Source organism: Streptomyces californicus (genome assembly GCF_000717645.1).
Lineage (GTDB): Bacteria > Actinomycetota > Actinomycetes > Streptomycetales > Streptomycetaceae > Streptomyces > Streptomyces californicus.
Map to the genome: position 1 here is coordinate 186,159 of NZ_JNZZ01000002.1, position 13,253 is coordinate 199,411.

General features: G+C 74.4%; 9 protein-coding genes. 6 read left to right on the top strand and 3 right to left on the bottom strand.

Translation table 11 applies throughout. The features are described 5' to 3' along the window. Positions 1–33 precede the first annotated feature (33 nt). From IF19_RS0103330 to IF19_RS0103340, 3 genes are all read right to left on the bottom strand, one after another. Positions 34–477 (bottom strand): hypothetical protein, encoded by a 444-nt coding sequence (locus tag IF19_RS0103330; protein WP_030113856.1) that lies wholly within the window; start codon positions 475–477, stop codon positions 34–36. Between the two features lie 240 nt (positions 478–717). After that, positions 718–2,628: a sensor histidine kinase gene (locus tag IF19_RS0103335; protein ID WP_030113857.1), complete on the bottom strand. Its 1,911-nt coding sequence runs from the start codon at positions 2,626–2,628 to the stop codon at positions 718–720. A 145-nt stretch (positions 2,629–2,773) separates the two neighbouring features. Continuing rightward, positions 2,774–3,481, bottom strand: coding sequence for a response regulator transcription factor (locus IF19_RS0103340; protein WP_030113858.1), 708 nt, complete (start codon positions 3,479–3,481; stop codon positions 2,774–2,776). Between the two features lie 140 nt (positions 3,482–3,621). On the opposite strand from IF19_RS0103340, the gene IF19_RS0103345 reads away from it, so the two are divergent. From IF19_RS0103345 to IF19_RS0103370, 6 genes are all read left to right on the top strand, one after another. Then, positions 3,622–5,772 carry a tetratricopeptide repeat protein gene (locus IF19_RS0103345; protein WP_063751419.1) on the top strand — a complete coding sequence of 717 codons (2,151 nt, stop codon included), beginning with the start codon at positions 3,622–3,624 and terminating at the stop codon, positions 5,770–5,772. Positions 5,773–5,907: 135 nt separating this feature from the next. Beyond that, the gene (locus IF19_RS0103350) at positions 5,908–7,647 is read left to right on the top strand and encodes a hypothetical protein (RefSeq protein ID WP_030113860.1); all 1,740 of its coding nucleotides are present in this window, start codon (positions 5,908–5,910) and stop codon (positions 7,645–7,647) included. A gap of 211 nt (positions 7,648–7,858) precedes the next feature. After that, positions 7,859–9,148, top strand: a complete 1,290-nt coding sequence (locus tag IF19_RS0103355) for a cytochrome P450 (protein ID WP_030113861.1) — start codon at positions 7,859–7,861, stop codon at positions 9,146–9,148. Then, entirely contained in the window at positions 9,145–10,398 is a 1,254-nt protein-coding gene (locus IF19_RS0103360) for a cytochrome P450 family protein (RefSeq protein WP_030113862.1), read from the top strand. The genes IF19_RS0103355 and IF19_RS0103360 overlap by 4 nt, the downstream gene beginning before the upstream one ends. 125 nt (positions 10,399–10,523) lie before the next feature. Continuing rightward, positions 10,524–11,414, top strand: coding sequence for an ATP-grasp domain-containing protein (locus IF19_RS0103365; RefSeq protein ID WP_078580445.1), 891 nt, complete (start codon positions 10,524–10,526; stop codon positions 11,412–11,414). A gap of 131 nt (positions 11,415–11,545) precedes the next feature. Beyond that, positions 11,546–13,048, top strand: a complete 1,503-nt coding sequence (locus IF19_RS0103370; RefSeq protein WP_030113864.1) for an aldehyde dehydrogenase family protein — start codon at positions 11,546–11,548, stop codon at positions 13,046–13,048. Positions 13,049–13,253 lie beyond the last annotated feature (205 nt).

Genomic DNA, 13,253 nt, shown 5'->3' on the forward strand with positions numbered 1-13,253 from the left:
GGCGCCACGGTCATCGGTGGGAAGCGGTACGGGTCAGGCGGCGTGCCCGGCCGCCGAGCGGCGGCGCAGCACGATCGTTCCCACACCCGCGAGCAGCACGGCCCCGACGGCCGAGCCGGCCAGCACCGTGGTGCCGGTGGTGCCGCCGTCGGCGACGGGGCGTTCCCCGGCGGCGACCCCGCCACGCGGCGCGGCCTTCGGGGCGGCGACCTCGGGTTCGGCCGCCTTGGGTGCGGGCGTCGGGGCCTCGCCGGCCGCGACTCCGCCGCGCGGGGCGGGGGCCGGGGCGGCTTCCCTCGGGGCCTCCGGGGCGGCCTCGCTCCGCTCCGGGGACGGCGCGGCCGCGGCCGGCGCCGACGCCACCGGCTTCGGCGAGGAGTCGGCGAAGGCGGCGGCGGACGGGACCAGCACCGCGCCGGCCGCGACGGCGGCGAGCACGGCCCCACGCAGTGTGCGGCGGGAGGTGAAAGCGGTCATACGGATTGCTCCATTCCATACTCGGCCCCGTGACGGTCCCGGATGCCGGTGCGCACCGGGAGCGGGGCGTGCCGCCAGGCTGGCGTGGAGATATGAAGAAGCTGTCAGACCGCTGTGGTCATCCCATCAGGGCACCTCATCAGGCACCGTCAGGCCGCCCCGTCACGTCCGTCCGTCAGGTCACCCCGTCAGGTCACGCCGTCAGGTCGGTCCGTCAGGACGCACCGTCAGGTCATCCCGTCAGGTCGTCCCGTCCGGGGGCGTCGCGGGCAGCCGGAGGACGAACGTCGAGCCCTCGCCCTCCGTGCTCGCCGCCTCCACCGTGCCGCCGTGCGCCTCGACCAGTTTGCGGACGATGGCCAGCCCCAGACCGCTGCCGCCCGTGCGGCGGCTGCGGGACTTCTCGGCGCGCCAGAACCGGTCGAAGACATGGGGCAGGTCTCGGGCCGGGATGCCGGAACCGGTGTCCGCCACCTCGACGAGCACCGTCCCGCCGCCCGCATCCACGGCGTACGCGCGCAGCGTCACCCGGCCGCCCCGCGGTGTGTGCCGTACGGCGTTGGAGACCAGGTTGCCCACCGCCTGCCGGAGCCGGACCGGGTCCGCGCACAGCTCCGGACCCGGGGCGGCGGCCTCGACGACGAGCGTGACGCCCGCGCCCTCCGCCCGCGCCTGGTGGGCCGCGGCCACCTGGCCCAGCAGCTCCCGGACCTCGACCGGCTCGGGATGCAGCCGCAGCGCCCCGGCGTCGGCCTCCGCCAGGTCCTGGAGGTCGTCGATGATGTGCTGGAGCAGCACGGCCTCCTCCAGCAGCGAGGAGACGAACGCCGGGTCCGGATCGGCGAGCCCGTCCTGCGCGGCCTCCAGCCAGCCCCGGATGTTGCTCAACGGGGTCCGCAGCTCATGGGCGACATCGCTCACCATGGCCTTGCGCTGCGCCTCCAGCCGCGCCCGGTGCGCGGACATGTCGTTGAACGCCGCCGCGAGCCGTCCGACCTCGTCGTCCCCGGAGACGGGCACCGACGCGGGCTCCTCCCCGTCCCGCATCCGCTGCGCCGCCCCGGTCAACGCGTGCAGCGGGCGCACCAGCCGCGTGCCCGCGAAGACCGAGGCGCCCACGGTGAGGGCGAGCACGAGCGCCGCCGCCCCGGCGATCCTGGCGCTGTTCGCGGGGGAGAGGTCGAAGCCGGGCAGGGTGGCGCCGCCCTCGTCGCCGATGAAGAGGAGGGCGGGCGAGGCCACGTACGAACTGAGCTGCTCGCTGCGGGCCGTGCCCACGCAGGAGGCGATGGCCCGGTCGTTCTCCCCGGTGCGTTCCGGGCCCGTCACCGACGGCGGGGCCTCCTGCGGAGCACCCGGCGCGGGCACCGGCTGCGGGGCGACCGGTCCGGGCTCGGCCGGCACGGCCACCGGTACGGGGTCGCCCCACGACAGGTCGTTGTTGAGCCGTACGCCCTCGCGGCCCTGGCGCTTCAGGCAGGCGTCGGCCAGCCCGGTGAGCGCGTCCAGCGCCTTTCGCTCCGACCGGGTGGGGGCGTCCAGGGCCGCGAGATCGCAGCGGGTGCCCTGGGCGCGCTCGGGGTCGTTGCCCACGACCTGCACCCGGGGGCGGCCGCTGGCGCCGACCACCACGTCGGAGGCGATCCCGGCCCGGTTCAGACAGGCGACCTTGTCGTCGGCCTTCCGCCGCAGCGCCGAACTGTCCGCCGCCGACAGCCGGAACGGCCCCACGGCGCGGGGGTCGATCCGGTCGGCTGCCGCGCCTTGGCCGTCCGCACCGCGCGCCGCCAGAACGGTGTCCACGGACAACGGGTCCACCACGGCGGACGCCTGCGGCGGAAGGGCCGGGGCATGCGCTGCGGTGGCGGAGTCGGCGAGCGGCTGCCGGCTCTGCGTGGTCAGCGCGACCCGGCGGCCCGACTCCCGGGCCAACTCCCGTACGGTGGCGTCCACCCCGTCCCACGTGGGGTTGCGCGCGGCGTACTCCAGCAGGGTGTCGTAGATGCGGGCGTCCGCCGTGAGGTTCTGCCCCTGCTCCTGCTTGATCGCGCCCGAGGTGGTCTGGACGGCGATCCACGCGGTGGCCGCCACCGAACACGCGGCCACCAGCGCCGAGACGGCGAGCAGCCGCCCGAGCAGACTCCGCCGCAACGGCACCCGCCCCGCCGCCCGCCGCGCCGCGCGCGACCCGTCGCGCTCGTGACCCTCCCCGCCGGCACCGGCACCGGCACCGGCCCCGCGCCCGCCCGGGACGCCGCCGCGACCGTTCCCGCTTCCGTAACCCGCCGCCCGCCCCCTACGCACGCCGCGACGCCTTCGCCGGGTCGGTCAGCTTGTAGCCGACGCCGAAGACGGTGAGCAGCCGCTCCGGCCGCCTCGGCGCCCGCTCGATCTTCTTGCGCAGGTTCATGACGTGCACATCGACGGTCCGGGCGCTGATGTAGCGGTCGAACCCGTGCAGTTCCTCCAGCAGCCGCTGCCGGCTGAACACCCGGTCCGGGCCGGCCGCCAGTGCCGCCAGAATCCGGAACTCACCCGGAGTGCACTCCACCGTCCCGCCGTCCACGGACACCTCGTGCCGCTCCGGATCGACCACGAGGGCGCCGACGCGCAGGACGGGGTCCTCGGCCGGCGGCTCCGGGGAGACCGGCCGCCGGGCACGCCGCAGCAGGGTGCGGACACGGGCCATCAGCTCGCGCGGGCTGTACGGCTTGGTCATGTAGTCGTCGGCGCCGAGGTCGAGACCGAGCAGCAGATCGTCCTCGGTCGACCTCGCGGTCAGCATGAGCACCGGAAGCTCACGGGTCTCGGCCCGCAACACCCGTACCACGTCCAGGCCATCGGCCCGGGGCATCATCACATCGAGTACGAGCAGATCGGGTTCCCGCTGCCGGACGGCGTCGAGCGCGGCGAGGCCGTCGCCCACGATCCGTACGGTGTGACCCTCCCGTTCCAGATAGCGGCGTACCAGCTCGGCCTGTTTGTCGTCGTCCTCGGCGACCATGACGTCTGCGCACACGCCCCCGATCGTAGAGCGGCGGGACTACAGTGCGAGGCCGGGGCGGGTTCCGGTCCACGGAAGCCGGGAAGGGGACCGGCGCGTCCACCACCGCGAGGGTGGCCGCACCGGCGGAAGGAGACGGGTTGAGCAGCCTCGGTACCGACGGCGGCGGAACGGCGTACAACACGGTGTCGGGGGACGCCGTCATCCTCGGGCCCGTGCTGATGGCGCAGCACATCGAGGGACTGCGGCTGCCGGAGCGGGCCCCCGACGTGCCGCCGAGCCAGGGTCCGCCTCCCAGCCGGGTCTTCGTCAACCGGGTGCAGGAGCTCGCCGGTCTCCGGGACGCCGCCGTGGCCCTGGCCGGTGAGCCGGGGCCCGGGATGCTGCACGTGGTCGGCGTCGGCGGGGTCGGCAAGACGCAGCTTGTCGCCCAGAGCGTGAGCCGTGAACTGGAGCAGCTCTTCCCGGACGGGCGGCTCTACGTCGACCTGGAGGATCTGCGGCGCGACGGCGTCGTCGATCTCGTCGCGGTGCTCGGCGGGTTCCTGCGCGCGCTCGGTGTCGGCAAGGAGTTCGTGCCCGCCGGGGTCGCGGAGTGCGGGGCCCTCTTCCGCAGCCTCGCCGCCGGGAAGAGCCTGCTCGTGGTGGTGGACAACGTCCAGCACGCCCCGGAGGCGCGGACGCTCCTGCCTCCGCGCGGGCTGCTCGTGGCGATCGGCCGCCGGGCCCTGCCCTCGCTCCTGATGGACGGGGCCGTGCTGATCGGCGTGGACCCGTTGGACGAGGCGGCGGGCACGGAGCTCGTACGCCGCTGGCACGCCGACGCCGACTACGGGACGGCAGCGGAGGTCGTACGGCTGTGCGCCGGCCATCCGCTGGCGCTGCGGGCGGCGGTGGAGTGGCTGGCGGCGCGGCCGCACCTGACCCTCGACGACGTGGTGCGCGATCTGACGGCGGCCGGACGGCACGGAACGGGCGGCGTGGACATGGAGGGGGCGCATACGGTGGTGGGCGAGGGCGAGGAGCCCCAGCGGGGCGAGGCCGGCGTGGGCGAGGCGGTCGACACGGTGCTGGACTCGGTCCTCGCCGAGGTGTCGGAACACACCCGCCGGATCTACGACCTCCTCGGCACGCTTCCCGGCACGACGACCACCACGGACCTCCTGCGGGCTGCCGGCGCTGTCCGGGTGGACGAGGCGCTCGGCGAACTGCTCTCCTCGCGCCTCGCGATCCTGGTGGAGTCGCCGGACCGCCCCCGGAGGTTCCGCCTGCACGATGTGGCGCGCGCCCACGCCCGGCTGCGCGCACGTGCCTCGACCGGAGGCGAGCGGCGGTCGGTCCTGCGGAGCGTCGTGGACTTCTACCGGGACGCGGCCGCCCACGCCGACGCCCTGGTGCTCGGCGACCGTTTCAGGATCCAGCCGCCACCGAGCCGCGCCCTCGCCGAACTCTCGGCGAAACAACCGCTGTTCACGGGACGGCCTGGGGCGCTGGACTGGCTGGACGCGGAGCGCGTCAACCTGGAGCACGTGATCCGCGCCGCGGCGGAACACGGGTGGCACGACGACGTGTGGCGGCTGTACGAGTCGCTGTGGTCGCTGTACCACAGCCGCAAGCACCTGGCGGAGTGCGTCGCCACCGGCCGCCTGGCCATCGAGGCGGCCCAGCACGAGGCCCGCCCCGACGTGGAGGTCCGGATGCGGAACCAGGTGGCCCGTGCCGCGTACGAGCTGGGCGACCTCGATCACGCGGACTCCGAACTCACCTCGGCCACGGAGCTGTTGGGGCTGGCGGGTGATCCCCGGCTCAGCGGCGTGGTGTGGGAGACCCGTGGGCTCATCGCCCTGGCCCGGGACCGGGCGGCCGAGGCCCGCGATCTCTTCGAACGGGCTCTGGCGGCCAACCGCGCGGTGCCGGACCGGCACGGCGTCGTCGTGCAGAGCTACAACGTGGGGCAGGCGCTGGTGGCGGGAGGGCGGTGGTCCGAGGCCCTCGACGTACTGGACGCGGCGGCCGAGGCCGCCCGCACCGCCGGCGACGACCCCATGCTCCCCCGTATCGAGCTGGTACGGGCCCGAGCCCTCGGCGGACGCGGCGAACTGGACCGGGCGGTCGCGGCAGCCGACGGTGCGGCGGAACTCGGACAACTGGCCAAGGTCGACCAGGCGCTCACGCTGCTCGCCTCGCTGGCCGAGCGGGCCGACGAGGCGCCGCTGCGGGCCGCGTACGAGGAGAAGCTGCGAGAGCTGCGGGAGGTGATGGGGCTGAAGCCGCCGAGCGTCGCGGACTGACCCCGAGCCCCTTCCGGCTCTCCGATCGCGCCCGGCCACCCGTGCTCCACGCCCGGCACGGCCCCACCGGGCACGCCGCCGCCCCGTCCGTCGTCCGGTTCCCCCTCCGCCCCGCCCCCTCTTCCCGGAGCCCTCTTGTCCTCGGTGTCATCGCTGCTGAGCCGCCCCGCCACCTGGTTCCATCGGGCCGGCCGGCCGGGGCCGTCCCGCTGGAACACCTGGGAGCCGCCGAGGGCCGACGTGCTCGGGGTGGCCCGGACGCTCACGTCCGCCACGCGGGTGGTGGACGTGATGCATCTGCTGCGGAGCGAGGACGGGATCGAGAAGTACTACACGGTCAACCCCGGATCGGCGTTCGCGGACGGGCTGGACTCCTATCTGTCCGGGCTCGGCATCAACGTCCTGAGCTGGGAGGAGGCGACCCGGCGCTCCTTCGATCTGGCGGTGAGCTGTTCGGTGCATCCGACGATGCGACGGCTCCGCGCCCCGCTGATGGTGCTGCCGCACGGCGCCGGGTACAACCGCCTCGTCACCGAGTCGACCGGTGAGGCCGCCGTTCCGGCCGGGCTGTCGCGCCGGGAGCTGATGTGGCGGGGGAAGGTCGTGCCGAAGGCGATCGGCGTCTCCCACCGGGAGCAGATCGACCGGCTCGCCGAGTCCTGCCCCGAGGCGGTTCCGTACGCCGTGCCCGTCGGGGACTGGTGCTTCCAGCGCATCACCGCGAGCATGGCCCACCGGGACCGGTACCGGTCCCGGCTCGGCGCGGTCGACGGGCGGCGGCTGGTGGTCGTCCACTCCACCTGGAGCGAGCATTCGCTGCTCGGGCGCCACCCCGAGCTGCCGCTGCGGCTGGTGACCTCGCTCCCGGCCGACGAGTTCGCCGTCGCGGCCGTCCTCCACCCCAACGTGTGGGCCCGGCACACCCCTGCCGGTGTGCTGGAACGGCTCGGGGCCGCGATGGACGCCGGGCTCATGATCATCCCGCCGCAGGAGGGCTGGCGGGCGGCGGTGGTGGCCGGCGACTGGGTGGTCGGCGACCACGGCAGTACGTCGTTCTACTCGGCCGCCGCGGACCGCGTCACGCTGCTCGCGGCGACCGGCCTGGACGAACTGGACCCGCTCTCGCCCGCCGCCGCGTTCGGCCGGGGCGCGCCCCGGCTCGACCCCGAGGGCGACCTGCTCGCCCAGCTGCTGGACGCGGCGGGCCGGCACGACCCGGCGGCGCTGCGGCCCGTGGTCGACGGGCAGCTCCGCTCGGTGGACACCTCCGGCGAGGTGACGCGGGCCCGGATGTACGCGTTTCTCGCCGGTCGCGGGGTCCGCCCGCCGTCGCAGGCGCCGCGGCCGCTCCCCGTACCGCCGCCCGAACCGGTCCGCGGGCCGTCGGTCACGGCGTACGACGTGACGGGCGCGCACGACCCGCGGGGCGCCGTCGAGGTCCGGCGGCGGCCCCTCGTCGCCGGGCACCACACCCGCGCCCTCGGCTTCTACGCGGTCACCACCGAGGAGACGCACCCGCACTGGCCGCACGCGGCGGAGGTCCTGGCCCGTACGGTCGCGGACGCGGAGGTGGCCGCACTCGACTGGATCGCTGACGCGGCTTCGAGGTACGAGAACCTCAACGTCCTCGTCGCCCGGCTGGACGAGACCCGGTGCCTCGTCCGGCTGCGCGGGGGAGGGCAGTTGGAGGCCCGCACCGAACGCGCCTGGGGCGCCCGCCGGCCTCCGCTCGACCCGGTGCTCCTGGGGTCGGCCGTCAACATCCGGCTGACCGATCCGGAGCGGTCGGCGGACCTGGCGGACGGTCTGACGCTCCGCACCGGCGAGTGGAGCGTGCGGGTGGCCTTCACTCCACCGGCCCCGTCCGGGAGGTGATCGCCCGGGCGGTGGACGGTCCTGATGCCGATCTTGTGGCCAATGTTGCGCAGATGTCGTACGGAAGCGATCGTCAAGTGAGCGCTTACCTCTCGAAAAGCGGCCGGGAATGAGCGCGAACCGCCCCCGCGTTCACTCAATCTCCTTATAGTGGTGCCGCGTTGATCGTCGGTTCCCAACGCGCGAATCCGCTGCCCCTGGAGTCCGTACGATGACGCACCCCTCGTCCGCCACGCCCTCGTCCGCCGCAGGCGGCTGCCCCGTCGGCGGCACCGGGGCCGTCGCGCTCAGCGGACCCGGCTTCCACACCGAACCGCAGGAGCTGTACCGGCGGATGCGGCGCGAGCACGGGCCCGTCGTCCCCGTCGAGCTGCACGGCGGCGTCCCCGCCTGGCTGGTGATCGGCTACCGGGAGCTCCACCAGGTCACCAGCGACGGGGAGTTGTTCCCCCGGGACGTCTCCCTCTGGAACCAGTGGGAGAACATCCCCGCCGACTGGCCGCTCCTGCCCATGGTCGGGACGCCCATGCCGTCCATCTACTTCACCGCGGGGGCCGAGCACCGCCGCCACGTCGACATGGTCGTCCCCGCGCTCGAAGCGATGGACCCCTTCGAAATCCGCCAGCACTGCGAGCAGTTGGCCGACCGGCTCATCGACGCCGTGTGCACGCGGGGCACCGCCGACCTCGTCGCCGAATACGCCGAGCCGCTGCCCGTCCTCGTGCTCGCGCGCCTCGTGGGCTTCCCCGACGAGGAGGGCGCCGACATCGCCCGGGTGCTCAAGGACCTCGCGGACGGCGGCCCCGGGGCGCAGAAGGCGCACCAGCGCTTCGGCGAGCACATGCACCGCCTCGTCGCCGCCAAGCGGGAGCTGCCGGGGGACGACGTGACCTCCCGGATGCTCGCCCACCCCGAGCCGTTCACCGACGAGGAGTACGCCCTCGACCTGATGGCCATCACGGCGGCCGGCCACCTGACCACCGCCGACTGGATCGGCAACTCCACCCGGCTGATGCTCACCGAGGACCAGTTCGCCGACTCACTCGCCGGTGGCCGCCACAGCGTCGCCGAAGCGATGAACGAGGTCCTGTGGGAGGAGGGCCCCACCCAGATCCTCGCGGGACGGTGGGCGGCGCGCGACGCCCGGCTCGGCGGCCGGAACATCGCGCGCGGCGACCTGCTGCTCCTCGGGCTCGGCGCCGCCAACGCCGACCCGCACATCCGGCAGCAGGTCTCCGCCCACGCCGTCCGTTCGGGCCACGGCGGCAACAGCGCGCACCTGGCGTTCAGCCACGGCGAGTACCGCTGCCCCTTCCCGGCCCAGGAGATCGCCGAGACCATCGCCCGAACCGGCATCGAAGTGCTGATGGACCGGCTACCCGACCTCGAACTCTCCGTCCCCGCTTCCGAACTGGTCCGCAGGCCGTCCGCGTTCCTGCGCGGCACGACCGCCCTGCCCGTCCGCTTCACGCCCGTACGTACGACAGGAGACGCGTTGTGAACTGCCCGCACACTGCCGCCGCGCCGGCCGGCCGGAGCACCGGCGCCGTCGTCATCGACCCCATGGTCCAGGACCTCGACGGCGAGACCGCCCGACTGCGCGACGCCGGGGTCCTCGCCCGGATCGACCTGCTCGGCGTACCGGCGTGGACGGTCACCCGGCACGCCGAAGCCCGTCGACTCCTGCTCGACCAGCGCCTGGTGAAGGACATCGACGCGTGGGAGCTCTGGCGGAGCGGAGTGGTGACACGTGCATGGCCGCTCATCGGCATGATCGACGCGGGCCGCTCCATGTTCACCGTCGACGGCGCCGAGCACCGGCGGCTGCGCACCAAGACGTCCCAGGCGCTCACCCCGCGCCGCCTCGAAGCGATCCGCCCCGCCATCGAGGAGTTCACCGAGGAGCTGCTGGACCAACTGGAGGCGGGCCGGGACGAGAACGGCGTCGTCGATCTGAAGGCCGTCTTCGCCCAGCCGCTCCCGATGAAGGTCGTCGGCATGCTCATGGGCGTCGACGAGTCCCAGCACGCCATGCTGACCCGGCAGTACAAGGCGTTCTTCTCGATGCTCACCCCGCAGGACGAACGCCTCGCCCTGCTGGCCGAGTTGGACGTCTTCTACGCCGAACTCGTGCGGGAGAGGACGGCGCGGCCCGCCGACGACCTCACCAGCGCCCTGATCCTGGCCGAGGAGGGCGGCGAGCCGCTCACCGAGGAGGAGGTCGTGGGCAACCTCAAGGCCATGGTCGCCGCCGGGCACGAGACCACCATCGGCCTGGTCCTCAACGCCGTGCGCGCCCTGCTCTCCCACCCCGACCAGCTCCGCATGGTGCTCGACGGCGAGGCCGACTGGGACGCGGTGATCGAGGAGACGCTGCGCTGGGACACCCCCACCACCCACCTGCTGATGCGGTTCGCCACCGAGGACATCACCGTCGGCGACGAGGTGATCCGCGAGGGCGAGGGCGTCGTCATCTCCTACCGGGCCATCGGACGCGACATCGAGCAGCACGGCCCCGACGCCGACGCCTTCGACATCACCCGGCCCACCCGCAACCGGCACATGACGTTCGGCCACGGCCCGCACATCTGCCCCGGCGCGGCCCTCTCGCGCGTCGAGGCCGCGACGGCGCTGCCCGCGCTGTTCGGCCGGTTCCCCGGGCTGCGGCTCGCCGTCCCGGACGAGGAGATCACCAAGCTTCCGGTGATGACGCAGAACGACATGGCGGCGTTCCCCGTCCTCCTGGACTGACGGGCGGCAGGCGGATGGGCTCCCCGGCGGTACCGGCACCGGCTGGGGGAGGGGAACCTGTGGCATCGGCACCGGCTGGGGGAGGGGAACCCATGGCATCGGCACCGGCCGGGAAAGGGGGGCTCATGGCATCGGCACCGGGCCTGCTGGCCTTCGCGCCGCACCGCTCCGGCACGGCCGCCCTCCTGTCCGATGCCGCGCGCCGACGCGGCATGGAGGTGGCCGTACTGCCCGTCGACGGAGTGCCCGAACCGATGCGGCGGCGGGGGGACACGCACTACTACGGCGGTCCGCGCTTCGCCGCCCGGGTCGCCGGGCCGCTCGGGGTGGCGCTCCTCGAACCGGACGACGGATGGCTCGACGCCCTCCCCGCCGCCTTCACCGGCCGTGCCGTCAGCCGCGTGCCGCTCTCCGAGGCCCGCCGGCGTACCGGACCGTTCTTCGCCAAACCGCCCACCGACAAGAGCTTCCCCGCCGCCGTCCACCGCGACGGGTCCACCCTGCCGCCGCCTCCGCCCGGCACCGGCGACCCGTTCGTCCAGATCAGTGAGGTCGTCGACTGGGAGGAGGAGTTCAGGATCTTCCTGCTCGACGGCGAGGTCCGCACCGGCTCGCGCTACGCCCGCTACGGGCGGCTCGACCCGGCCCCGCTGGCGGGCCACCCCCGGGAGGCCGCCGTGCGCGCCTTCGTGCGCGATCTCACCAGGGAGTGCGGCCACACCCTGCCCGGCGGCGTGGTCGTGGACGTCGGACGCATGAGGGCGCCCGGCCGCGCCGCCGTCTGGGCCGTCGTCGAGGCCAATATGGCCTGGTTCAGCACCGTGTACGCCGCCGACCCCGAGCGCGCCCTGGACGTGGTGCTGCGCTCGGCGGGCCCCGCCGCCCTGCTCGGGGAACGGGACCGGCCGTTCCGCAGGGAGCACTCCACCGGCGCCGCCCCGCGTGTGGCCGCCGCCCCGCGTAAGGCCGCCCCACGCGACGCCGCCGCCCCGCGTGAGGCGCGTCACTCCGTGTGAAGTTCTCGGCATGAATCCCGCCGGTCCGGGGAGGGGTCCAGGTCGTCGGCGCGGCCGCACCCCGGCCCGCCGCGCACCATGCCCCCGCCGAACGGGAGGGGGCATTTCAGGCACGGAAGGCGAAAAACGACATGTCGGCGCTCAGTACCATCCACATCGACGGCACCTGGCGGGCCGCCGGATCAGGGGCGACCCGCGAGGTCATCGACCCCGCCGACGCCACGGTCCTGGCCGTCGTCGCGGAGGGCGGGGCGGACGACGCCGACGCGGCGATCGCGGCGGCCCGGCGCGCCTTCGACGACGGCCCCTGGCCGCACAGGCCGGTCGCCGAGCGGGCCGCCCTGCTGCGCCGGGTCGCCGACCTGCTCCAGCGGGACCGCGAGGAGATCGCGATCACCGAGAGCCGCGACACCGGCAAGACCCTGGAGGAGGGCCGCGTCGACGTCGACGACGTGACCAACGCCTTCCGCTACTTCGCCGACCTCGTGATGAACGAGAGCGGCGGCCGGGTCGTCGATGCGGGCGACCCCGAGATCCACAGCATCGTCGTCCACGAACCGGTCGGCGTCTGCGCCCTGATCGCCCCCTGGAACTACCCCCTCCTCCAGGCCAGTTGGAAGATCGCCCCGGCCCTCGCCGCCGGCAACACCTTCGTCCTCAAGCCCAGCGAGGTCACCCCGCTCTCCACCGTCCACCTGGTCAGGCTGCTCGCCGAGGCGGGGCTGCCCGACGGCACGGCCAATCTGGTCACCGGCGCCGGCGACCCCGTGGGCGCCCGGTTCGCCGAACACCCGGACGTGGACCTGGTCTCCTTCACCGGCGGCCTGGTCAGCGGTACGAAGGTGGCCCAGGCGGCCGCGCCCACCGTGAAGAAGGTCGCCCTGGAGCTCGGCGGCAAGAACCCCAACGTGGTCTTCGCCGACGCCTGCGCCACCGACGAGGGCTTCGACACCGCCGTCGACCAGGCGCTGAACGCCGCGTTCTTCCACAGCGGCCAGGTCTGCTCCGCCGGCGCCCGCCTGATCGTCGAGGAGAGCGTCAGCGAGCGGTTCGTCGCCGAGCTGGCCCGCCGCGCCGACGCCATCCGCCTCGGCCGGGGCACCCTCGACGGCGTCGAGTGCGGCCCCCTCGTCTCCGCCCAGCAGCTCGCCAAGGTCGAGGCGTACGTCGCCTCCGCCCGCGAGGAGGGCGCGATCGTCCGGGCCGGCGGCGCGCGCCCCGAGCCCTGCGACGTACGGCCCGAGGGAGGCTACTTCTACCGGCCGACCGTCCTGGACGGCTGCCACCGGGAGATGAAGGTGGTCCGCGAGGAGACCTTCGGCCCGATTCTCACCGTCGAGACCTTCCGTACCGAGGAAGAGGCCGTCACCCTGGCCAACGACACCGACTACGGCCTCGCGGGCGCCGTCTGGACGACCGACGCCGGCCGGGCCCGCCGGGTCGCCGGACGGCTGCGCCACGGCACCGTCTGGATCAACGACTACCACCCCTACCTCCCGCAGGCCGAATGGGGCGGCTTCGGCAAGTCCGGCACCGGCCGCGAACTCGGCCCGACCGGACTCGCCGAGTACCGCGAGTCCAAGCACATCTACCAGAACCTCAACCCGCGCCCCCAGCGCTGGTTCGCCGGCTGACACCCACGGGGCCCAGCCGTCACCTTTCCGCCCGCCCGGCGCCCGGCGCACACGCTCGCGGCGTCGCCGGCACGGCCGGGCGGCTGCGCCACGAGAGCGCTCCGGCGCCTCGCGATCGCACGTACCACGCACCACGGGCCGCGCACCCCGCGCCGCCCGGCCGCTTCCCGGCGGTTCCCCGCGCGGCTTCCCGGCGGCGACGGGA